At 45.5% G+C, this 23,716-nt stretch carries 21 protein-coding genes and 1 pseudogene; 12 read left to right on the top strand and 10 right to left on the bottom strand.

Features of this window, described 5'->3' with window-relative positions; all coding sequences use genetic code 11:
* Positions 1–44: 44 nt before the first annotated feature.
* The 6 genes from QUA74_RS01575 to rpsD all read right to left on the bottom strand — a co-directional run bounded on the left by QUA74_RS01575 (position 45) and on the right by rpsD (position 6,926).
* Entirely contained in the window at positions 45–2,063 is a 2,019-nt protein-coding gene (locus QUA74_RS01575) for an SdrD B-like domain-containing protein (RefSeq protein ID WP_333324341.1), read from the bottom strand.
* Between the two features lie 121 nt (positions 2,064–2,184).
* Positions 2,185–3,120, bottom strand: a complete 936-nt coding sequence (locus QUA74_RS01570) for a serine protease (RefSeq protein WP_333324339.1) — start codon at positions 3,118–3,120, stop codon at positions 2,185–2,187.
* An 86-nt stretch (positions 3,121–3,206) separates the two neighbouring features.
* The gene (locus QUA74_RS01565) at positions 3,207–4,073 is read right to left on the bottom strand and encodes a serine protease (protein WP_333324337.1); all 867 of its coding nucleotides are present in this window, start codon (positions 4,071–4,073) and stop codon (positions 3,207–3,209) included.
* 108 nt (positions 4,074–4,181) lie between these two features.
* Positions 4,182–4,838, bottom strand: coding sequence for a COP23 domain-containing protein (locus tag QUA74_RS01560; protein WP_333324335.1), 657 nt, complete (start codon positions 4,836–4,838; stop codon positions 4,182–4,184).
* A gap of 108 nt (positions 4,839–4,946) precedes the next feature.
* Positions 4,947–6,062, bottom strand: coding sequence for a hypothetical protein (locus tag QUA74_RS01555; protein ID WP_333324333.1), 1,116 nt, complete (start codon positions 6,060–6,062; stop codon positions 4,947–4,949).
* Between the two features lie 255 nt (positions 6,063–6,317).
* Entirely contained in the window at positions 6,318–6,926 is a 609-nt protein-coding gene (gene rpsD / locus QUA74_RS01550) for a 30S ribosomal protein S4 (protein ID WP_172190738.1), read from the bottom strand.
* Positions 6,927–7,121: 195 nt separating this feature from the next.
* Here rpsD and QUA74_RS01545 point away from each other — a divergent pair, with 195 nt between their 5' ends.
* Positions 7,122–7,751 (top strand): hypothetical protein, encoded by a 630-nt coding sequence (locus QUA74_RS01545; RefSeq protein ID WP_333324332.1) that lies wholly within the window; start codon positions 7,122–7,124, stop codon positions 7,749–7,751.
* A 116-nt stretch (positions 7,752–7,867) separates the two neighbouring features.
* A complete protein-coding gene (locus QUA74_RS01540) occupies positions 7,868–8,215 on the top strand; it encodes a rhodanese-like domain-containing protein (RefSeq protein WP_333324330.1) in 348 nt (115 codons plus the stop codon).
* Positions 8,216–8,307: 92 nt separating this feature from the next.
* On the opposite strand, the gene QUA74_RS01535 is transcribed toward QUA74_RS01540, so the two are convergent.
* Positions 8,308–10,032: an AAA-like domain-containing protein gene (locus tag QUA74_RS01535; RefSeq protein ID WP_333324328.1), complete on the bottom strand. Its 1,725-nt coding sequence runs from the start codon at positions 10,030–10,032 to the stop codon at positions 8,308–8,310.
* Between the two features lie 302 nt (positions 10,033–10,334).
* On the opposite strand from QUA74_RS01535, the gene metK reads away from it, so the two are divergent.
* The 5 genes from metK to QUA74_RS01510 all read left to right on the top strand — a co-directional run bounded on the left by metK (position 10,335) and on the right by QUA74_RS01510 (position 17,902).
* The gene (metK, locus tag QUA74_RS01530) at positions 10,335–11,597 is read left to right on the top strand and encodes a methionine adenosyltransferase (protein ID WP_333324326.1); all 1,263 of its coding nucleotides are present in this window, start codon (positions 10,335–10,337) and stop codon (positions 11,595–11,597) included.
* 207 nt (positions 11,598–11,804) lie between these two features.
* Complete coding sequence (locus tag QUA74_RS01525; RefSeq protein ID WP_333324324.1) at positions 11,805–12,980, top strand: family 10 glycosylhydrolase; 1,176 nt, start codon at positions 11,805–11,807, stop codon at positions 12,978–12,980.
* Positions 12,981–13,446: 466 nt separating this feature from the next.
* On the top strand, positions 13,447–15,363 hold the full coding sequence (locus QUA74_RS01520) for a HEAT repeat domain-containing protein (RefSeq protein ID WP_333324323.1): 1,917 nt from the start codon (positions 13,447–13,449) through the stop codon (positions 15,361–15,363).
* A gap of 88 nt (positions 15,364–15,451) precedes the next feature.
* Positions 15,452–15,757: a hypothetical protein gene (locus QUA74_RS01515; RefSeq protein ID WP_333324322.1), complete on the top strand. Its 306-nt coding sequence runs from the start codon at positions 15,452–15,454 to the stop codon at positions 15,755–15,757.
* Between the two features lie 180 nt (positions 15,758–15,937).
* Complete coding sequence (locus QUA74_RS01510) at positions 15,938–17,902, top strand: HAMP domain-containing sensor histidine kinase (protein ID WP_333324320.1); 1,965 nt, start codon at positions 15,938–15,940, stop codon at positions 17,900–17,902.
* Between the two features lie 312 nt (positions 17,903–18,214).
* Here QUA74_RS01510 and QUA74_RS01505 read toward each other — a convergent pair whose 3' ends face one another.
* Positions 18,215–18,400 carry a ribbon-helix-helix domain-containing protein gene (locus QUA74_RS01505; protein ID WP_332952640.1) on the bottom strand — a complete coding sequence of 62 codons (186 nt, stop codon included), beginning with the start codon at positions 18,398–18,400 and terminating at the stop codon, positions 18,215–18,217.
* A gap of 126 nt (positions 18,401–18,526) precedes the next feature.
* Positions 18,527–18,712: a ribbon-helix-helix domain-containing protein gene (locus QUA74_RS01500; protein ID WP_293182102.1), complete on the bottom strand. Its 186-nt coding sequence runs from the start codon at positions 18,710–18,712 to the stop codon at positions 18,527–18,529.
* A 196-nt stretch (positions 18,713–18,908) separates the two neighbouring features.
* On the opposite strand from QUA74_RS01500, the gene QUA74_RS01495 reads away from it, so the two are divergent.
* The 4 genes and pseudogenes from QUA74_RS01495 to QUA74_RS01480 form a co-directional block, all read left to right on the top strand.
* Entirely contained in the window at positions 18,909–19,391 is a 483-nt protein-coding gene (locus QUA74_RS01495; RefSeq protein WP_333324316.1) for a hypothetical protein, read from the top strand.
* 160 nt (positions 19,392–19,551) lie between these two features.
* Positions 19,552–20,094, top strand: coding sequence for a hypothetical protein (locus tag QUA74_RS01490; RefSeq protein WP_333324315.1), 543 nt, complete (start codon positions 19,552–19,554; stop codon positions 20,092–20,094).
* Positions 20,094–20,486, top strand: coding sequence for a type II toxin-antitoxin system VapC family toxin (locus tag QUA74_RS01485; RefSeq protein ID WP_333324313.1), 393 nt, complete (start codon positions 20,094–20,096; stop codon positions 20,484–20,486). The genes QUA74_RS01490 and QUA74_RS01485 overlap by 1 nt, the downstream gene beginning before the upstream one ends.
* A gap of 174 nt (positions 20,487–20,660) precedes the next feature.
* A pseudogene (locus QUA74_RS01480) lies at positions 20,661–20,936 on the top strand (tetratricopeptide repeat protein); the annotation flags it as partial.
* A gap of 42 nt (positions 20,937–20,978) precedes the next feature.
* Here QUA74_RS01480 and QUA74_RS01475 read toward each other — a convergent pair.
* A complete protein-coding gene (locus QUA74_RS01475) occupies positions 20,979–21,566 on the bottom strand; it encodes a hypothetical protein (protein ID WP_333324310.1) in 588 nt (195 codons plus the stop codon).
* Between the two features lie 316 nt (positions 21,567–21,882).
* Here QUA74_RS01475 and QUA74_RS01470 point away from each other — a divergent pair, with 316 nt between their 5' ends.
* On the top strand, positions 21,883–23,697 hold the full coding sequence (locus tag QUA74_RS01470; protein ID WP_333324308.1) for an NFACT RNA binding domain-containing protein: 1,815 nt from the start codon (positions 21,883–21,885) through the stop codon (positions 23,695–23,697).
* Positions 23,698–23,716: the final 19 nt, after the last annotated feature.

Raw genomic sequence — 23,716 nt, 5'->3', positions numbered from 1 at the left:
GCGTTCCCCAAGTGAGTTTCCCAAGGATAAACAATAGAATGACTTTAGCCAAAAGTAATATCGCCGATCACGAGTTTATTAGGTTGGTTTCCTAGAATTACTGATTTGCCAGTCCCTTGAAACAACAGATTTGATGAAGGATTGCTTTCTAAAATATAAGCACCGGGCGTTAAATTAGAGTCAGTTGTTCGAGGCAATTGTACTGAGGCTAAAACATTTCCTGTTCCATTCACTCCATCATAAATCGTCACTTGATGCTCGGCAAATGGAGAAGCATAACGGAAGCTGAATTTTTGACCGAATCCATTGCCTACATTGATGATAATGGATTGTCCTTCATCGTAGGTAATCCCACGAGCAACCTGTCCGGGGTTAATCAAAGGATCGATAAAATTACCGCTTCCTCCTTGCTGTGCACTGACAATTGCCAAAGCATTTGCAGACAAGTCAAAACCAGATTCTCGAATTAAAGGATCTCTAGCAACAGTTTGTAAATTACCCAAATTATCTAAAGGTAAGGAGACACCAGTATCGCTACTATTAATTATTAAACTTGCAGCAGTCTGTACACCTAAAGTTGCTCCGTTTGTGGGATTAACTAAGGAAAGATTAATAGTTTCATTGGGTTCCAATAGAGAATCATTAATGATGGGAATTCGGATGGGCTTGGGTGTGGTATCCCCATCGATAAACGAAACAGTAATCGGTGTAGCATTATAATCTGTTCCTGCATTTGCAGTGCCGTCACTCGCTAATACAGTTACATCCACTGTTCCCAAACTACCTCCAGTTCGAGTCACCATCACTTCCAGACTGGTTGTGCCATCTTCATTCACTGAATAGCTGGGGTTACTAAACTGCAAAATCCCAGGAATGCCAATGGGCGGCGTTGTTCGAGCATTTCCAAAATTAATATTTTCTGCATTGAAACCCCTAACAACAGGAATTGTAACTGGATTAGGAAGCTGAGAGGCTACAAAATCGGGTTGACGAGGAATTGTAACTGGATTAGGAACCTGAGTGGCTACAAAACCGGGTTGTTGGACTTCCCGAAGTATGTAAGTATTGGGTGGTAGGTCATTGAACTGATAGAAACCTCTGACATCTGTTAGTGTTGAGGGTTCACGGCTATCAAGGATGTTGTTTCTGTTGATATCGATGTAAATAGTAAACCCTGGAATTCCTGGTTCTTCTACGTCAAAAATTCGGTTAGCATTGATATCATTAAATTTCCTGCCACTAATACTACCAGTGACAGTTGGTGGGGTTTGTGCAATATTAAGAATGTCAAAGTTAGTGGTCTGATTAGCAACAGCAACAGCTTGAACTGGAGTAACACGAGTGAACCCTGCGGGAACTATTTCTTGAACAGTATAGGTGGCGGGGGGTAAATTTGAGAAGGAATAACCACCTAAACTATCTGTTTGAGTTTGTAATTCTTCGCTATCGAGTTGACCGTTGTTATTCTGATCTAAAAATAGGGTGACACCTGACTGAGGTTGATCTGATCCCGCGTCAAGCCTTCCGTTAAGATTGAGATCGTTAAATTTTGTTCCACTAATACGGCCAGTGAAAATTGGTGATGGCAGTGCAAAATCCAGACGATTAACAATGTCAAAGTTAGTGGTCTGATTAGCAACGACAGTAACACCTTGAACTCGAGTAACACGAGTGAAACCTGGGGGAACAATTTCTTGAACAGTATAGGTGGCGGGGGGTAAATTTGAGAAGGAATAACCACCTAAACTATTTGTTTGAGTTTGTAATTCTCCGCTATCGAGTTGACCATTGTTATTCAGATCTAAAAATATGGTAACACCCGGCTGAGGTTGATCCTCTCCCGCCTCAAAAATTCCGTTACGATTGAGATCGTTGGTGAATTTTGTTCCTTGAATACGGCCAGTAAAAGTAGGTAAAGGTTCTGGGCCAGGAATATTAATTTGTTGAGCAAACTTCAGGTTATTCGTTAAAATTGCTAATTCTCCTGTCTCAAGTGTGCTGTTGTTATTACTATCTAAAGCTGAAATGAGGTTAGTGCTGGGAAGTAAGGTTAAGTTTTTCATTTTTTTGAGATTGGTAGAGAGTTCTTAGAATTCAAGGGCTTGTCATTGAATCTTTTTTTGAGTAAGATTCAATGATTTAGAGAAAATAATTGAGAAGGCCAAAATCGCTACTTTTTTACCACTACCAACTTTCACATCCAGATTCATCAATAAGGACTCCGGTTGGACAATCTCTGAGTTGTGATTCTACACGATTAAATATTTTATACACATCCTCAATGACATCTGCCTCAGCTTTAGTTGCCCGTCCTCTAGAAATTACCGAAGGATTGACAGGTGGCGGATTAAAAGTTAGTCTAATCTGCTTAGATTCAATTTGACTAATCAAATAAACCGCTTGAATTCCACAACTACTATTAAGATTTAACTCCGGATCGATGCAGTAAATATTGCCGTTTTTTCTGCCAGCAGCATGAATCCCGATTACTTCTCCCTTTTGATTAAAAACTGAACTGCCACTCATCCCCCCTTTAGTCCAGTTATCATACATAATGTTATACCCCCCATTTGAAAAGGGAGTATCATCAACTTTAACTAACTTACCTGAACTAAAAACACGCACAATACGAGGGCTCCCATCTTCTGATCTAGGCCAACCGGATAGATAAACTGGCTCATTAACTTGAATCTGTTCAGAATTATTACTCATAACAGCAATTGGATAATCCTTATTACTGGTGAATTTGACTAAGGCGAGGTCAAATCCTCCGATGGGTAAATCGTCAGACTGATAGTTCCCAAATCGAATGATATTATCCCCAACATCGCGAACTAGATGTAATTCTTCATCCCAGGTCACAACTCCCCAAGTACCTTCACTGTTAGGTTGTTGAACAACGTGGGTATTGGTGACTGCATAATAAATATTACCACTGCGGGCAACAATCACACCAGAACCGGGATCAAATGTTTCTCGCCCTCCATCACCGTTTTTCAGAGATCTCCCAATTAAAACTGTGGTTTGGGAAGACATCGCATCGATATCATCGGGCATAATTGCTTGAGAAGGTGAACTTAATAGAATTAAGCCTAGCGCTGTAATTAACGCTAAAAACATCGATAAAATGCTAGACCCTCGACGGGATATAATCATAATTATTAATATCATCAATTCTAATTGTATAAAAACTCTTACTCAGATTTCTAAAATAATGTTTCTGAAGCCGGAGGAGTTTTTGGTTTCTGAAACCGCGAAATGGGAATCGCCCAACTTAAGGCTTCCATTTGTTGAAATAGCTCTTCTGAAGGAACTGTTCCATCCTCAAATTTAAACGCATCAATTCCTTGAAACGGATACTTAAGGCGGCCATTAATGCCAATTAAGCGACCATATTGATTGAAAACTGGCCCTCCACTCATGCCATTTTCAATTTCATTGGTGTAACCGAGTTGGTATCCTTGGGGAAGCGTTCGCTTCAATAACATTCCCACCTTTCCCACCGTTAAACGGTACGCTTTATTTCCCCAATCCTTTGTACTTAAAGGTGAATTTTGGTTAGGCCAATACCAATTCGGAAATCCAGAGGCATAAACTAATTCTCCGAGTGCAAGGGGTTGTAAATCTATGGTAGCGACTCGATAAGATTGGTTACTGGTAAACTGAACTAAGGCTAAATCTAAGTTTGCGAACTGAACAGACCGCCGCCATTCAGCGTGATAGGATTGACCGTCTGAGGTAAGAACCGTGTATTTGTTGTAATAGCTATTCTCCACAACATGATAGCAAGTCAATACTGTATAGGTTTGTCCTTGGCGATCGATAATTACACCCGATCCTAAACCGGGTTCTGTTAGGATTCTAACGGTAGCTTGTCTAGCAATTTCAGGAACTGCTACCCCGACTGCGGGTAAACGGGAAGTTAGTGTTTGGGAGGGTAGAACGGTTGCGGTATTAAGGATTGAACTCTGGGGATGAGTTGGAAATGGAATCCCCCAACCCCTTGACAATTCCCGTAATACAGGACTAATAGCGAATAAGTGTAACCCAATTAAGGTAGATAATAGCTCCATTGTGAGGCAATCAATATCAAGTTTAAAAGAGTAGGGGATGCCTCTACAGGACAGCCCCTACAAAAGATTCTTTCTGGTTAATTTTTGGGGATTGATTACGATAAGAGATTAGAAGACCGGCTCGTTGGGAGCAGGTTGAGATGGAGACTCATCAGGTGCAGAGGACGGGTCGGAAGTTCCTAATTCCTGCTCTAAATCACTCATATCCACTTGTATTCCCTCACCACTCTTTTCCGTAATATTACTCGATCCTGATAGTGAAAAATTCGTTAACTCTTGCAGAATTTGTCCAACGCGAGGTCGATTTTCTGGCTTGAGGGTAAACAACACATTGCCGGAGTTGCACCCAGATTGACCGCTCCCTAGAACACAAACCACCAGCTCCTCGTTGACAACTCCAGTATGAAAACGTACTCCTGCAAAACTTCCTCCATTCGCCATGACTGCATTGTGCAATTTAGGGGAAACCATTTGGCAGCGGGTTTCAGGAGAATATGTATCTCCAAAGTAATTTGTAGTCCATGTAATAACGGGTGATTGTCTGCCATTCTTTTCAGCGACTGTTACTCTACCTGCACAACGAACAGTTGTCATTGCTGGGGGTCGAACTGGAGGTGAGATTGGACGAGTAGGCCCTACTGGGATGCTGCCGCCGCCACCAGGAGTAGGACTAATTCGTTGAGCTTGGGCTTCACTGGTTAACGTCACCATACCTGCGACAGCCATTGCTAAACATGAAAGGGAAGCGAGCGATTGAGATTTCATGATGTTTTTTTCCTAATAAAATAAGCGAAAGCATAGAATAAAAGCACCCAGGTCATCGAGTTGTTACTATCAATTAATCCGCAACTTGTTACGGCTTGTAACAACAACTCAGTATAGTGGTCCGTCGTCAGGCGGTGTATTGACTGACCCAGGAGTGGTACGGGTTGTGGGATCAGCATTCAGGGGGAAAATCTCTCCCGTTGTGCGATCGTAGGTGTAGTTCCCAGCCGGTACTCCTGATCTCGGTACAATACAGTAAACTTTGTCCGTTTCAAAAGCAATCCTAACCACAGCAGTCCCTGCATTACAATCGACACGAGTTGCTCCCCAACTATTGATCGTTGCAATATAGGGATCGGCAGGTTCTTTAGGGATTAGCCGATTTTTTTCTGCATTGTAAACCCACTCTCCAGCTTTCCAACTGGTTGTACATCTTGTTTCACCTCCAATGTCAATTACTGCAACGACATCAGGAGAACTGCAAGCTGTTGAGATGAAGCTGAGTTTTTTCATCACCTGATCCGCATAAGGCACCGGTTCTGTAGGTTCCACCACACCACCATTGCGTTTAACAAGAAGCGTGATGCTGTAGTTTCCAGCTAGATAGTTATTAGAAACTACACGAACTTTCCACTTCCCTCCAGTATCAATAGAGTTTTCCGAAAAAACTTCCTTTGTACCTCCATTTAAGTCTAGATTAATAGGACCTATAGGTGCCTGATTGGGCGGATACACCATTAAAACAATATCAATTGCAGAGCCTTGCTCGCTCACAGCTGTGATTTGAATATTATCACCTGCTACAGCTTGAAAGGTGTACTCTATTCCAGGATGAGATTTACCAGAAATAAAAACAGGAGGTGATGAATCATCAATTCTCCCAGGAATAGTCTTGGTGGACTCTAACGCCTGCTGTGCCATAACTGTGCTGTTAAAACCGGCTGTGGTCGCACCGATCAGAGCCGCGGTTAGAGCAATTCTTTGAAACTTAATGTATTTCATTGTCCTTATAACCTCCACATCCCGACTATAGATTAGATACCCAACTGCTGTAGGACTATATTGGCAATTGTTACAAAAGTTTAAAAAAATTAACCTGTTGAGAGTCCAACTCAGAAGTTTAACTTCACTGTATTGTAATGCTTTTGCTTTGGAGGCGCTTGTTGCCCCCTGAACGGTACAGTTGGCATTTTCGTAAAAATTATCGCGTCCAGACTTTTGCAATAGGTTTATTGTTTAAGTACCCTTAAAAAATTCAAGCAAATAGCAGAAAAGCTTAGGGGTATTTGAAGCGAAACCTTCAAAAAATCCCATCCCTTTTTAGGGGTGGGAGTGTTAAAAATTATGAATTCTTAGTCCTCAGTCCTTAGTCCTCATTATTCAGTAGCAATTAATCAATAACTGGGTTCGTACCCAATTATTAATTATTCTGCTAGCAACCAACTGATGACTAATGACCAACGACTGATGACTAATAAATTAAGCTTGCCGTGAGTAGTATTCCACCACTAGCAATTCGTTAATCTGTAGAGCAATCCACTCGCGTTCGATAACGCCGTTAACTTTGCCAACCAGTTTTTGCTTATCAAATTCCAAGTGATTCGGCAAGTGAGCCAAGCCTGGGTCTTTGAGATTAGCTTCTACCATTGTGCGCGAGCGCTCTCTATTTTTCACAGCAACCACATCACCAGGCTTGCACTGATAGCTGGCGATATTGACTTCACGGTCATTGACAGTTATGTGACCGTGATTTACCAATTGTCTAGCGGACGGAATGGTTGGAGCCATTCCCATCCGAAACACAGTATTGTCCAAGCGCATTTCCAAAAATTGCAGTAACACTTGACCTGTGGAGCCCGTGACACGGCGGGCTTTGCGGACGTAACGGAGCAGTTGGCGTTCCGTCACACCGTAATTGAAACGGAGTTTTTGCTTTTCTTGCAAGCGAACCGCATACTCAGAGAGCTTTTTGCGGTTTTGACCGTGCTGTCCAGGCGGATAATCTCGTCTGGGGGTTTTGCGGGTTAGACCCGGCAACTCTTTCAGGCGACGGACGATTCTCAATCGGGGGCCTCGATATCGAGACATTTATTTTCCTCTCTAATATCTGTATGCAATTTTATGCAGACTCTATATTATATGTTGGTAACGGTCAAAATTCAAATAAAGATCGATAAAAAAACGATCGACCGCAGCGCGAGCCATAATGTGAGGTAAATTCTGAAGGAAAAGCCGATCGCTTGATCGCCCCAATCAGCCAAAAAACTCACTACTCGATCTGCCATGCACAACCGCAAATTTTCCCGCACTTCTTCCCCAAAGCCAGCACCGAGAGGCTCAAACCATACCGCGCGCTGGATATTAGCTCTCGGCACGCAGCTAGCAGCACTCGGTTTGTTAGCCACAGCACTGCCAATCTCGCCAGCATCAGCCATCACTATTAGAATCCCTCGCTCTAGGAATCCCTATCGCGTCTGCGCCCTAGAACTAATCGAAGCCGGAGTGGGGGCAGAGGCAGCCGCCGCCGCTTGTGCTGACGCCCTCCGCCCCCGCGACATATCTAAATGCGCCCTCCAAATCAACCGCAAAACTAATATTTCTGGTGTCGAAGCGCTCTCTAGCTGTCGGCGGGTGAGGCGTCCCCAGGAATTGGCTACTTGCGTAGTGAATATTAACAGCAAAAGTCGAACTCAACCTGCAGATCCCCTGGTAGTGCTCGATGGATGCCGCCGCAGTTTATTGCCACAACAGTTTGCTGAATGCGTAGTCGGTTTGAGCGGCAGGCTCGACTTTCCCACTGATCGGTTAATCACCACTTGTCTTGACCCCAGGGACAGCGTGAGCCAGTTGGACGGGCGTCCTGCACCTACCCCTCCTGTGGAGCTAATTTCACCGCCTTCGCCCCTCAATTAATCACTGTTAACAGTTAACAGTCAACTGTTAACAGTTGACTGTTGATTGTTAACTGACTAATGACTAATGACTAATGACTGATGACTAATGACTAATGACTACTTTTTTATAATCAAATGTCAGAAATTTTTGCTCAAATTACAGTCGAAGAATTAGCTCGCCAATTAGCAGAAACCAATGGTGAGAAATTGCAGCTTGTAGACGTGCGGGAACCTTACGAAATTGAACTCGCGGCGCTGCCAGGATTTGTAGCTTTTCCGCTGAGCGAGTTTGCCGAATGGTCTGGTGAAATTGACGCTAGACTCGATCGCGACACAGAAACCTTAGTTCTGTGCCATCACGGAGTGCGCTCGGCTCAAATGTGCCACTGGCTAGCCCAGCGAGGATTTACCAACGTTAAAAATATCGTTGGCGGCATCGATGCTTACTCAATGGTGGTCGATCGAACCGTCCCCCGCTATTAACATCAAATCCAGTTATTAAGTATCGTTTTCTTCAGAGTCCGCGCGGGCGGACTTTATATGTGTAGAAACGAATTATATTCTCCCGGAATGAGCTAATTAACAGTAGCCAATCGAAAGTTTAAAAGCGTACTCATAGTGAGCCGATCGCGCCCCTGCCTTTTCGAGTCATAAAGAGCCTCATCAGCCGCCATTAGCAGCGTTGTCGCATCATTTTCCTCGCTCGGAACAACGCTGGCAATTCCCAAACTAATCGTTAACACAGAATTAGGTAGACCGTCAACACTATCGGGGTTAAAAACAATATTCAAAGCTTTCACTTTCGCTCTAATTTGTTCGGCCACAACCACAGCCACCGACGCATCAGTTTCAGGTAAAATTACAGCAAATTCCTCGCCCCCGTAGCGAGCAGCTACATCAGCAGGACGCTGGAGCGATCGGCGAATTGTCTGAGCTACCAATCGCAAACAATCATCTCCTGCTTGATGTCCGTAGGTATCATTATATATTTTGAAATAATCGAGATCGCACAAAATTAAAGATATCGGACACCCCTCGCGAGCCATGTGTTTCCATGCAGTTCGCAAGCAACTATCAAAATACCGTCTGTTACCAATTTGAGTAAGTTCATCCACATTCACCAAAGCTTGCAGCCTTTGATTTTCTTGCTGCAACTCCTCAAAATCCACCACCGACCACTTGTCCTTGCACAAATTTTGCCCTTGAAAATACAGGCGATATAATTCGCAAGACAAACTACAGTTATTTCCCTCTAATTTGACCAGTCCCATGCTGTCTAACTGATAAGCGATCCAAGGTTCGAGGTGAATGCTATGTTTAGCATCGACAACTTGTTGAAATGCGGAGGCGAGTTCGGGCTGCTGTTGAATGGCGATCGAGTGATTTTGCAAGTAGTCGCTATAAATTCCGCTGTGAGTAGGAGCTGCTGTTAACAATTCTGCCAACTCGGCTCGCCCCAGTTCATCCACAGGCTCATCTCGATCGACGGACAGGCGATTTTGTTGCAAAATTGCCAGGTGATACAGGGCTAAATGCACTAAATAAGGATGCCCGCCTACCATGTTCATTAATTGCTCTATCGGATCGCTATCGCTCCAGTTCACTCCGTGTCTGCACGCCAAATCTTGAACTTGTTCAGCAGTAAATTCTGAGAGTTTAATCGGCATTCCTACATTAAATGGAGATTGATTAAGATTCAAAGCAATATAAATTTCTGTCGAATGAATGACAACAATGCGGAGTTTTTGCCAAGTTTTGCTAGCGCGAGCTTGTTCATACCAAAAACGGATCATCGACAGAAAATCTTGAGCAATATTGGTGCGTTCAAATACTCGATTTATTTCGTTAATCACCAAGACAATGGGACTGTCAATTAGTTCTAGCAAATAGTTTTCAAAGTAAATAGTGCAGCTTACCTTGCTGCCCATATCTTCATCCCAGAATTCATCAATATTTGGTTCGAGTTTGAGTTGCCGAGCGACATTGACACAAAGCCAGCGCAAAAATTTATCTAAACTAGCAAAAACCGCTGTGTCGGCTTGCTGAAAGTCTACAGTTACTGTGCGGTATCCACGATCGACTGCCGCGTCAATTATCCGCAGCATCAGCGAACTTTTGCCCATTTTTTTGGGAGCTTTAATGCGAACGAGGCCTCCGGGTTTGCTAATTTCTGCACAGGCCAGGGCTTCGGCCCCTGAGCGATCAATATAAAATCGAGAGTCAAGCGGTATGGGGCCGCCGGGAAATTCTAGGTCGGCAATTGTTTGGATCAAGTTTGGTGATTTTTGGAGTCCTGCCATAGTCCTTGCACAAGGCGATACCCTGACTGTATCTTACCTTTGTCAGGTTAGGGGGTAGACGAGCGGTGTCCAAGATCGATCGACAATCCTACAAAATCTAAGTTTTTAGGGACTTCCCGGAACTGACTTTGCTATAGTAGTGTCACTTTACCCAATATCAAATGCTGCTTCAACACGGCTCTGCCGACCGACAAAAATTCGACGGTAGCCCAGACGCGATGATTCTTGGCCTTTACCGGAAAAATAACTCGTCGGTCGTAGATGTCGTGCAGGAAGAGTCCCCATCAAAGGAGAAATAATCATTGTCACGTCGCTACCTGTTTACCTCTGAATCGGTCACTGAAGGCCATCCCGATAAAATCTGCGATCAAATTTCAGATACGATTTTAGATGCCTTACTGACTGAAGACCCCAAAAGCCGCGTCGCAGCCGAAGTTGTCGTCAACACGGGCTTGATGCTGCTGACGGGCGAAATTACCACTAAAGCTCAGGTAAATTACATAGAATTAGCCCGGAAAAAAATAGCCGATATTGGCTACATCCACGCTGACAATGGCTTTTGTGCCAATAGCTGCTCGGTGTTGGTGGCTCTTGATTCTCAGTCTCCCGATATTGCTCAAGGGGTGAATACAGCCCACGAAAGCCGGGAACAATCGAGTGAAGAGGAATTGGACGCCATCGGCGCTGGCGACCAAGGTTTGATGTTTGGTTTTGCTTGCAACGAAACGCCGGAATTGATGCCTCTGCCGATCAGTTTAGCGCACCGGATTTGCCGTCAACTGGCCGCAGTCCGCAAAACCGGTCAGTTATCTTACCTGCGTCCCGACGGCAAAAGCCAAGTTACAGTCATCTATGAGGACGGCAAACCTGTTGGCATAGATACGATTTTAATTTCTACGCAGCACACCGAAACGATCGGCGACATCACAGAAACAGCCGCAGTTCAAGCCAAAATCAAAGAAGACCTTTGGACTGCAGTCGTCCAACCCGTGTTTGCCGATATTAACGTGCAGCCGGATGCAGAAACTCGCTTCCTTGTCAACCCCACCGGCAAATTTGTGGTCGGCGGGCCTCAAGGAGATTCGGGTTTGACGGGCCGCAAAATTATTGTGGATACCTACGGCGGCTATTCCCGCCACGGCGGCGGCGCTTTTTCTGGGAAAGACCCCACCAAGGTAGACCGCAGCGCGGCTTATGCTTGTCGCTACGTTGCTAAAAATATCGTGGCGGCTGGCTTAGCCCAAAAGTGTGAAGTGCAGTTGAGTTATGCGATCGGCGTTGCGCGGCCTGTTAGCATGATGATCGAAACTTTTGGCACTGGGAAAGTTGATGACGATCGTCTTTTGGAAGTTGTGAAGCAGCATTTTGAACTGCGTCCTGCGGGAATCATTCAGGCATTTAACTTGCAGAATTTACCTGCTGAAAGAGGCGGCCGTTTCTATCAAGATGTGGCGGCTTACGGTCACTTCGGGCGCACTGATTTAGATTTGCCTTGGGAGGAAACTGATAAGGCGGAACTTTTGAAAGAAGCTTTGAGCCAGAAGTTGTCGGGAGTAGCTGGATAGTACGATTTTGGGGTGCGCGCAGCGCCCCTTATCCATAAATAATATCGGGTGCTACCAATCAATTTAGGGTGCGTACTCCGCACCTTATCCATAAATAATATCGGGTGTTCTTCGGCCCATCTTATCGATAAGTAATACCGGGTGCTACCAATCAATAATAACGTAGCGGGTTCAGTACCCACCTTCAAAGAAAAAAAGAATAAATAAATGCGATTTTTTAAACCTTTCCAATCAGCAATTCGCAGTTTTGCCTCTTTCTTCCCACAGCGGTTGGCGACGACTGGATTTTCTGCACCAAATCCAGCAACGCTGCCAAGTTCGTTTGCGACTAACAATCCTGGTGGAATTCGCGGCGTTTGGATACCCACCACTGACTCCAAAGTTCTCACATCAAAAGAGCGAATTGCTGAGGCAATGGACTTTCTCGCCGATACGGGATTTAATACCGTTTTTCCTATTATTTGGAACCAGGGTTATACGGCTTATCCTTCTCAAATTATGCGAGAAAACTTTGGGGTGGAAATTGACTCGCGCTATCAAGGTCGCGACCCCTTAGCAGAAATATGTGTTGAGGCTAAAAGAGTTGGTTTAAAAGTTATTCCTTGTTTTGAATACGGATTTGTGAGTTCTTACAATCGCAAGGGCGGTCATTTGCTGGCGAAAAAACCTGAGTGGACCGCCCGTGATGCCAGCGGCAATTTACTTAAGAAAAATAACTTTGACTGGATGAATTCTCTTGACCCGGAAGTGCAAGACTTTGTGCTGGGGTTGATGTTGGAAGTTGCTAGGAATTATCCGGTAGACGGCGTTCAAGGAGACGATCGCATTGCGTTTCCCGTAGAAGGCGGTTACGACGAAAAAACGGTTAAACGCTATCGAGAAGAGTGCGGTAAAGCAGCGCCGTCGGATTGTAAAGAACAACATTGGCTACAGTGGCGTGCTGATATTATTACTGAGTTTGTGGCTCGTTTATACCGAGAAGTGAAAGCGATTAATCCTGATTTGTTGCTCTCGATGTCGCCGAGTCCTTATGACTGGGGACTGGTGGAATATTTGCAAGATTCTAAAGCTTGGGTTGACAAAAATTTGGTGGATCTGCTTCACCCGCAGTTTTATCGTCGCGATTTTAATGCTTACAAACAATTGGTCGATAAAATGATGGGGGGACAGCTTAGCGGGCAGCAAGTAAAGTGCGTGTCGCCCGGTATTTTGTTGACGAATCGAGGCAGCAAATATAGCATAACTCCCGAACTGTTGTTGCAAGTAATTGCTTACAACCGCTCTTGCGGCATTCAAGGAGAAGTGATGTTTTTTTACGAAGGTTTGCGAGATAACGATAACGCTTTGGCTAAGGTTTTGAAAAAAGGGCCCTATGCTCGTTGAGAGATTGTCCCGGAATCAAGCTGTTTCTGGTGGGCGGGGTTCAACCGAGCCGATCGATATTTCCAGCCAACTTGGTATAAACTTAGGATGTTGCACCATTCTCAGTAAGCTTTTATGAACAGGCAAGATGCCTGTTCCACAAGAAAATTCACTCTTTGTGGAACAGGCATCTTGCCTGTTGCTGACAATGGTTCAAGATGTGAGTATAAAATGATATAGCAGAGCTATGCCTGTTAATAGCACAGCGATGCCAAGCAGCAAGCGCTACTAATTGTCAAGCCTCGCGCAAAAAAAAACCAGATAATTAATCATTGGGGAGTTGCAAAAATAGTGGCATCGAACATATTTTAGAAGTGGTGCCACTTTTTTTGAGAAGTTTAGTTTTGTAGGCGCCGCCGTATTTTTATTAAGACAGCGAGTTTAAAAGAGCAATCTCAACCGCTCGCCAAAATATCAGGATAAATCAGTGAACTCAGCAGCAAGCCTCATCCAACAGCTACCCGAGCTCAGCGATGCTCAATTTCATCAAAAATATTTGAAACAAAAACAAGGGATGCGAACCTTGGCAATAATATTGTCGCAAGTAGAACAGCAAAGTCTGGCTTTGCGGGCAGTAAAATTAGCTCTAAAAGTAAATTTAAAACTCGGCTCCAAGTTAGCAGGAACGGTAAAGCCAGAATTTCAAATAGCCACAATAAAATTAATCGAAAAAATCCCCACTTCGCCTCTGCTCAAAATTCAACTGCTGGCCCTAACAAGTTCGGATATGGCAATTCCGATGCTGGTGGCGGCATTAAACCACAAAGAAAGTGCAGTGCGGCTTGATGGGATTCGAGCGATCGGGAAAATCGGCTCCGAAGCGGCAGTAATTGAATTAGCCCGATCGCTCGAATCCAAAGATTCCCAAATCCAAGCTTGGGCCGCTTGGGCTTTAGGAGAAATTGACTCGAAACCAGCCGCCGTAGCACTGCTCAAAGCCATCAAACACCCAGAGTCTAGGGTGCGCGCCTGGGCTGTTTGGGCCTTGGGCAAAATTAACCCGAAAACAGCCGTCCCCGCGCTGCTGAAAGCCCTCAAACACCAAGATTCCGAGGTGCGGTGGCGGGCGGCGGTCAACTGCGGGAAAATCGGCGTCTCTGAGGCAGTACCCGGCCTGCTGAATGCCCTCAGAGACGAAAATCATATCGTCCGCGCTAGGGCCGCGGCGGCTTTGGGGAAAATCGGCGTCTCTGAGGCAGTACCCGGCTTAATAGAATTGCTTCATGATGATCCCGACTCCTATGCAGTTTCTTGGAGGGCCGCCGAGGCCTTGGGACAAATCGGCACGGAAACGGCTGTGGCTGGGCTGGTGCAAGCCCTCAACCATGACGACTCAGACGTGCGCGGCAGTGCAGTTTCTGCCTTGGGGGAAATCAGCAGCGAGGTTGCTATGGTGGCGGTAATGCAATCGCTCTCGGATCGAGACATTTTCGTGCGCGGCAGGGCGGCGGTTGCCCTGGGAAACATCAATACAGAGGGAGATGCTAAATTGCAAAAAATGGTGGTCGCGGGACTGGCGATCGCAATTGGCGACAGCGAATCTTATGTCCGGTGGAGAGTTGCTGCTGCTTTGGGGCAAATACGGACAGAAGAAGCTGTGGCAGGTTTGGTGCGGCTGCTGGGGGACGAAAATTCTGGAGTGCGCCAAAAGGCTGTTAAATCCCTCGGTCACATTGGCTCAACGGCTGCTATTGTTGCTCTGGAAACAGCTTTAAATCGCGAATTTGCTGACGTTCGGGCGCTGGCTGCCCAATACTTGGCGGATGTCAGCACTGAGGCAGAAACACTTGATTTTGAACCCTCTGTTTCCGCAGATTTCTCCGGTGAAAAGCTGCCGAAAATCCTGATTGCTTCGCAAGCAGAAGCCAGCGAATACATTGTCGATCGCGCTGTGGGGCGCCAGATCAAATACCTGATCTCGATCGGCAGTCCAGGCGTCCCGGAACCCAAAACTTTTGATCAAATCCCGAACCGAATGTGCCTGGAGTTTAACGACCTCGACACCCCCGTTGACGACCCCGATCAAATCTTGCCTACCTTTGAGGATGTACTTAAAATTATTGACTTTGCCCTCAAAATGTCGCCACAGGGAGGCAGTTTGCTGATCTGCTGCCAAAGTGGGATCAGCCGTTCAACTGCCACAGCTTTGACTGTTTGTGCTGCGCTATTGGGTCGCGGCAAAGAACGGGAAGCTTGGGCCGTTGTGCTTGCCGCCAGACCCCAAGCCAAGCCGAATCGCTGGATGGTACACTTGGCAGATGAAGCTTTGGGTAGAGACGGTAAGCTAGCACTGGCGATCGAATTGACCACCGCAACTCCAGAACTCGCAATCGCCAACAGTTGACTGGCCGAAACCGGGTTTCTTTTCGCAAGCCCTACAGTTATACTCAACTAACGACACTTCACCTCAGACTTGTCTGTGCGGGGCAACGATGCCAAAAGTCGATCGCCAGGGTGCAAAAGTTCGATCGGCTGCTGCATTTGTGACATTCTGTGCTAGAAAGTCGTCGGATGCTCAACAAAAACCGTCAAGCAATCGTCGCATTGCTGGCAGCCAAACTCCAAAGCTGAGGAATCGGGTGCATTGTCAACAGACAATATCAGCTTGGGGGAACTCAGAGGCAAAACCTATCAGACAGAATTTTCTGGCTGTAACATTCCACGCGGGGATAATTCACTGCCGGGATAAATTTTTATTTATTTTGCCTGCCGCAGACTTTTACGAGTCGAAAAAGTAATTTGGCAACAGCCATCAACAGCCTAATTATCTATTAGACATCAACCGAATTTAAGTTTATCCTCAGACTCGACAAAAGTTTTAGATACTTTTTCGCCGATGTCTACTAGAAAATAGACAAGCTTTTCCGTTTGGAGAATTTAAGAGCGTGGTAAATTTTAACAGAATACAGCGGTTGCATATGTCAAAAATTAACTTGCTCCAAAAAACAGGGGACGCAGCAAGTCTATCGGTAGCCGTTTGCCAAGGCCAAGGCGAATTGAATCCAGACTTAGAACCATTTAACCAGGAGGAAAAGCCTGTACTAACGCGAAAGGTTAACCAAAAAAATAGCAAGGTAGGTAAACTGATGCCACTCTTTACTTCCGGACAAGTGGCTTCTGTAGAAACCGCGAGCCAAAAAACCTCCACCCAGGATTTTGTACAAAAATCATCCTTAAAAATCACCAAAAGTTGGCCATCTAAAATTGGCAGTTTGCCTATCCATCAAAAAATTGGTGGCGGGTATGTGCTGGCAATAGGAATCGGCTTTCTTGGCTCCCTGAGTGGACTGCTAATCGCCGACTACTACCAAGGACAAGGAGTAAACCAACTCAATGATGCTCACCTGCAAGCCCAATTGCTGGGCAATTTTAAAGATGCAGCGCTGGCGGCGCAATTGCAGGGAGCGCAGCTAGATTCTTTTGTAGATAATTATGCCCAAGTACAACTGCAAAAAGAGCAGTTGATCGCGAGTGTTACTAAGGCAAAAAATCTGCGGTTGCGTATAGAAAAGTTTGCCGACAGCCAACCCGCTTGGCTGGCAGCAAAACCGGAAGTTCTCAAGTTTTTACTGCAAGATTGCACGAAAAATTTAGAAGCCTACGCCGATACTCTCAAGTCAACTTTGGAGAAAATCCAGCAATCGCAACTTTCGCATCGGGAGATAGAGTCTGCCCGAAAATTGTTGGCGACAGAAAGCGGAGAAGGTGTAAAACAGATCAACAGCAGCCTTGAGGAATTGAGCAAAATCCTGGAGATTGCCCAGCAGCAAGAGGGCCAAGGCGGTCAAGTGATGGAAGACGCCCAAGGAATGGAAAAAGCCATAATTATTATTAGTATGCTGCTGTCGGTAGTTGTGGCGGGAATTGTGGCTTGTCGCACCAGTCGGGCGATCGCCAAACCTGTAATCAGCGTTACTCAGGTAGCCGAACAAGTAGCCGCCGAGTCTAATTTTGACTTGCGAGTCCCCGTCACGGCACAAGGCGAAATAGGCTCTCTGGCTGTCTCTCTCAATCACTTAATCGAGCGAGTTTCCGAACATACAAAAGAATTGAAACAAGCTAAGGAAGCGGCAGTCACCGCTAACACTGCTAAAAGCCAGTTTTTAGCAAATATGAGCCACGAATTGCGGACGCCTTTAAATGCGATTATCGGCTACAGTCAACTACTTTCAGAAGATGCCCAGGATGCGGGATTTGATGAGTTTGTACCCGACTTGCACAAGATTCAGAAGGCGGGTACGCACCTGCTATCTTTGATTAACGATATCCTCGATTTGTCAAAAATTGAAGCGGGGGGGATGAAACTCGAAATCCAGGAATTTGACATCGAATCCCTGGTTGACAATGTGGCGAGTGCTGCGAAACCGTTGGTAGAGAAAAATGGCAATGTTTTACAAATAGAGTGCGATCGAACTGCAGGTATCATTCACGCCGATTTCAAAAAAGTGCGGCAAATTTTGATGCACCTGTTGAGTAATGCTGCTAAGTTCACCAAAAACGGCAGGGTGAAACTGAGTGTCAGGCGCATTGAAGGAAGCGGAAATTTGAATACAGCAGGGCGATCGGCGATTGACGATTCAATGCCTGCGGATGAAACTCATTCTGCGGCGATCGCTTGTCCCCTGCTGAATGTTCAAGAGTCGGATTGGATTTGCTTATCGGTTAAGGATACCGGAATTGGAATGTCGGAAGAACAACAGCACAAATTGTTTGAAGCTTTTGTGCAAGCTGACTGTTCATCAACGCGACCGTATGACGGCGCCGGATTGGGGCTGACACTTAGCCGCTACTACTGTCAGATGATGGGCGGGGAAATTTTAGTAGAAAGCGAAGAGGGTAAAGGGTCTATTTTCACTGTCCGCATACCAGCAGGAAACGGGTGATGTGATGTTTGGGCGAGAGATTTAGGGGGTAGGCAGAGGGGCGAAAATTTATGTTTCAAACCTCTGGCTGTATGTCCAAATGCTTTAGTCTGGCTATTGGGGGCGATCGCACTCTATTAATTCTAATTGGTTATTTTGCCAATTCAAACAGCACAAACCGCTTGCTCCTGAACTCCAACCTAAATAGATTCCGATAAATTTCATAGAGTATTATTGAACCGGGAAGACGCGAAGGACGCGAAGGAAGAATCAGGAAGAACTAGATAATCTTCTACGGGGAAGAAAGTAAAAGATCGATCGCACAAACTGCACTCAACTTTTATCTTGTTTCTCATCGGATGGTGGGGACTGTTTTTGCATTTGTTTTTGGCGTTCTCTCACGGCTTGTTCCAAAATGAATGCTGACAAGCCGCTGATTGAACGGCGTTCCTCATTTGCCCACTCTTGAAGTAGGTCATAGATTCCTTCTCCTATCGAGGTTGATATGCGTTTAGACATTAGAGGTTAATTGTTTCTTATTTAAGCCGATCGCCATTGTCCAGTATTTTAGGCAATTTTGTCGAAAATGCAGCATAATGCTGCTTTTGCACAGCACTATGCTGCTATTGCACGCCCCAACTCCACTCAACTCTTCTCCTGCTTCTCATCGGATGGCGGAGGCTGTTGTTTCATTTCCTTTTGGCGTTCTCTGGCAGCTTGCTCCAAAATGAATGCTGACAAGCTGCTGACTGAACGGCGTTCTTGACTTGCCCACTCTTCAAGGATGTCATAGATTCCATCGGCTAAATAGGTCGCTAAGCGTTTGGTCATAAGAGATTCATTATTTTTTAGTTTAAGCCGATCGTAATTGTGCTGTATCTAGACCATCCTGTCGAGGTTGGCTCATTTAAAGCATTTATGTGTGCTATATCTATGCTATAGTTTCAAAAAGTCAAAAGCCAGCGCTGAACTTTCGTCGGGCCCGCGCTGGCTTATGGCTCCCCAAATACGTAAGGAGACAATTACTATGGTAAAGCCTGTGAGCGACGGTAACGAATATAACCGCGGCTATCAACAAGCTTTGAATGATTTTGGCATCACGCAACTGCTGTCGGGTATTCGCAGCTACTCTAATGAGGATTTTGATGCCCATCGCGCGCGCATGACTGGGCCAGAGCTCGAAAGCTTTGCGGTGTTTCTGATTCTGCGCGTGGGGGCGAATCTCAAAGGAAGTACGATCGCCCGCTACCTCAACACTCTCCGAAAAGCAAATTCTCCGATGATCGCCGATCGCCCCGCGATCGAACTCAACCCAAATTCGATCTCGAAAACACCTGAAAAGTCAAAGGGGGGCGATCGCAATTCTTGGGCGATCATCCGAATTTTACCGAATGCTGAGCACTATACAATTGCGCGTTTTGTCAATCGCCAAGATGCGGACGATCGGCGGAGGGCTTTGTGTCGGTTTATTCCAGGGGGTGTGTTTGAAGTTGTGTGCGATCGGGCTTAATTAAAAAACACAAATCCCGTAGTCCGTCGGGGGGTTTAAGCCCCGCCGGACTGTTGCAACAAATGTAAAATATCAGTTGGAATGAACTTTTGCTAAAAGCTCGATCGCTTCAATACCGCTTGTACTACAATTAAAATCTATACTCTCTTTACTAAAACCGATGGAAACCATCAATCTTAAAGAAGAAGTCCGCAGCTTAATAGATCAACTGCCTGAAAACTTTACCTTGTCTGACCTGATATCTGCAATTTATCTCAGGCAAGCGATGAAATCCGAACCTATCCATCTTAAAGGCATAAAACAAGGTAAAAACATCCAACTGTCAGATTATCTCAGGCAAGTGTTGAAATCCGAACCTATCCATCTTAAAGGCATAAAACAAGGTAAAAACATCCAACTGTCAGCAAAATTTAACATTCCTGATGGCTGCGAAGTTCTGATTGAAGTGCGGGAAGTTTCGCCTGTCAACCATGAGGAGAAACTGAAAAGGATGAAAGAGTTTCTGGCAGATTTGTCAGATGAAGACAGAGAGGAATGGCAAAAAATTGGAGAATTATTAGAAAGCGATCGCACAACCAATAGAAAATCATCGGTGATGCCTCCTAAAAAGCGCCGTGAACCACTGTTTGGCAGCGATCGCGATTTAATTTCAATATCTGACGGTTTTGACGAGCCATTAGAAGATTTCAAGGATTATATGTAATGAGACTTCTGTTAGATACTCATACCTTAATTTGGTTTTTTGCGGGCGATTCTCAACTCAGTGCTAATGCACGAATTCTAATTGAGGATGAAGATAATAATAAACTGGTCAGTATAGCAAGTATCTGGGAGATGGCAATTAAGGAAAGTAAAGGGCATTTAAACTTGAGCTTGCCTCTTCATGAGTATATCGCCCAAAAACTAAGTTTGGAAGACTTTAATCTCCTGAATATCAATTTAGATCATCTGAGTCAGATCGTGACCATGCCTTTTTATCATAAAGATCCGTTCGATAGGTTGCTCATCGCACAAGCAATAATGGAAGGGATACCCATATTAAGTAAAGATTCTGCGTTTGCTGCCTATTCTAAGAATCTTAATCTAATTTGGTGAATTATAAAAATCATTAAAGGAATTATTAGCAGTGTTTTGGTTTTGGGTGTGTGTCTGACTCCTCTGACTGTACCGCTGATGGTGCAACCGAGTTGGGCGCAAAGTCAAAATTCACAGGTTGAAAAATTAAAGCAACTCATAGAACAAGCAAAGCAATAGGAAAGGCAAGGAAAAGCGGGACAGGCAATAGAAACATGGCAGGACGTTCTAGCCATTGTGCGACAATTTAAAGATAGACTAGGTGAAGCTATAGCACTCAATGGCATTGGTCTTAACTACGACAGTATCTACCAACCGCAAGAAGCATTGAAATACTATAACCAAGCTTTACCAATTATGCGGTCAGTGGGCGATCGCGCGGGGGAAGCTACTATTTTGAGTAAAATTGATGCAGTAAACAACAGAAGTCAACCGCCAAGCAGAACAAATATCCCGCCAATTTCCAAATGAAAAAGGTTATTTACCTGCTATATTCCCGGCAATTAAGAACCGCTAAACTCTCCCCCACAAAGCCAATCCGCCGCCCCTTCCCCTAGCCGCAATTATGCCATCTTCTACCAGAAAATATGCAAAAAATGCCTGCTTCCCCACCCTCAAACTAAAAAATTCCGCCTCCCGCGCTTCTCCACCGCGAATAAATCCTTGATACACAGTTTTTCCCAACAATTTCACCGTAATTCTGGTAAAATCAAAAGCTAAAATATTTTTATTAACCAAAAACTTAGTCGGCCCGGAAAGAGTTAGTGCGATCGCCCCAACTTGCACCGAATTCTCCACCCTGCCGATTTCGCTATCCGCTTCCCCACCAGCAACAGGTTCTGCCGAATAAGCAATTTGAATTTTCGCAATCCACTGAGGGATATAACGTCCCGCACCCAAGACAATTCCCGCTTTTTGTCGAGTCTTTTTTGTGCCGGTGATAAAGCAGAGTTGCCAGTTGCCGATTAATTGCTCAAAAGAATAGCAAACTTTATTTTTTTTCGCATTTTTCTCAGCTTCTAGGAGGGCTGCGACTACGGCGGCGGGAGATGGTTTAGTATTTGATTTAGCGACTTGTTCGAGAACAGATATGTTTTCCATTTAACTAACAATAACATACCAATAGGTGCTGCGGACTCGCTTTTTACTGGATTTTTTGGATGAAATGAACCGCAGAGGCCGCAGAGGTCGCAGAGGGAGAGGGAAAAAGAGGGATTTGATAATAATATTAGGTAGCGACACAACATGATTGTGTTCTGTATTTGCAAGGTACGATCGCACACTAGCACCCCGGATTTCCCATCAGCGGATTTTCAACCTGTTTTCAAATCCTGTATCAAAACTTTGATACAATCGGTCAAATACGACCTAAATCTGTCAGCATAGACATAGAGAGTTCGATCGCAAAGAGGCCACCGTGCAACCCGTAGACTTTACAACTTTAACCGCCACTTGCAGCGAACTGCGAGCCCAATGGCTGCCAGCGCGCTTAGAACAAGTCTACCAGCGCGATCGCTTCACCGTGTCCCTGGCCTTCCGCACCATGAAAGGGCGCGGCTGGATTGACCTTTCCTGGCATCCTGTTGCCGCCCGCATCTGCGTAGGCGACCCCCCGCCCCGTATTCCCGATACCTTCACCTTCAGCGAACAACTGCGGCACCAACTCAGCGGTTTAGCCTTAGTTTCCATCGCCCCTGTTTCATCCTGGGAAAGAGTCATAGACTTGCAATTCGCCAAACGCCCCGGAGAACCCGCCCTCTGGCACCTCTACGCCGAAATCATGGGCAAATACAGCAACGTCATCCTCACCGCCCAAGACAACCTCGTTGTCACCTGCGCCCACCAAGTCAGCGCCAAACAGTCCACCGTCCGTCCCATCCAAACCGGGCAACCCTACGAAATGCCCCCGTCTTTGACCGATGCAGTGCCGAGTCTGAGCGAATCTCAAAACCGCTGGCAAGAACGAATTAGCCTGGTTCCTGGACAATTAAAGGGCAATCTGCTGAAGAATTACCGAGGGATGAGTAAGGCCTTAGTTTTGTCAATGATTCGATCAGCTTCTTTAGACCCCGAACAATCCACCGACAGCCTCAATCCCGACGAATGGCAGCAACTATTCCAGCGCTGGCTATACTGGCTGCAATGCCTAGAAAACTCCAAATTTCACCCGAGTTTTACCCCCGAAGGCTACACCGTCATCGATTGGCCCGCACCAGAAAATAACGCTGTTTCTTCCTATTCTTCTTCTTCTTCCCTTATTCCGACTGCCATCGAACTAACATCCGTTAAATCCGTTACAGAATCCGTTGCCGAACCTTCCTCTTCCGTTCAAGAAATACTTAACAGCTACTACACAGGCGAAATCAATCAAGAAGTATTCGCCCAACTGCGGCATCAGCTTACCCAAAAACTCAACAACGTCCTGGCAAAACTGCGCCTCAAAGCCAACACATTTAAAGAACGCTTGCAGCAATCTGCAGACGCCGACACCCACAAATCCCAAGCCGACTTGCTGATGGCAAATTTGCAGCATTGGGAACCAGGAATGAAATCGATTTCTCTCCCTGACTTTGAAACCGAGAAACCAGTTATCATTCCCCTAAATCCGGAAAAAAACGCAGTTCAAAACGCTCAAGCCCTCTACAAAAAACACCAAAAACTTAAAAGAGCCCGCATTGCAGTAGAACCTTTGTTAGCCGCCGTACAGGAAGAAATCGACTATTTAGAACAAGTGGAAGTCGCACTTTCGGTATTGGAAACCTACCGCAACACCCAAGATTTGCAAACCCTTGCCGAAATCCGCGAAGAACTGATCCAACAAAAATATCTAGACGTACCAGATTACCGCAGTACCGACAAAAATGCTGCGATCGAATTTCACCGCTACCAAACCCCCAGCGGCTTTGAATTATTAATCGGGCGCAACAATCGCCAAAACGACCAACTCACTTTTCGCACCGCCAACGACTACGACTTGTGGTTCCACACCCTAGAGATTCCCGGAAGCCACGCTTTGCTGCGTCTCACACCCGGTACTGTGGCTGAAGAAACTGATTTGCAATTTGCGGCAGACATGAGTGCTTACTACAGTCGCGCCCGCCACAGCGAACAAGTCCCCGTGGTTTATACAGAACCGAAATATGTATACAAGCCGAAAGGTGCGAAACCTGGTATGGTTGTATACAAGCAGGAGCGAATTGTCTGGGGCAGACCGCAGCAAGCTCCGGCTTGATTTATACAAAGTGCGTGAA

This window comes from Microcoleus sp. LAD1_D3 (genome assembly GCF_036702135.1).
In the GTDB taxonomy this organism is placed as follows: Bacteria; Cyanobacteriota; Cyanobacteriia; order Cyanobacteriales; family Microcoleaceae; genus Microcoleus.
Note: the sequence above shows the minus strand (reverse complement) of the source record. Positions and strands in the feature narration are given on the sequence as shown.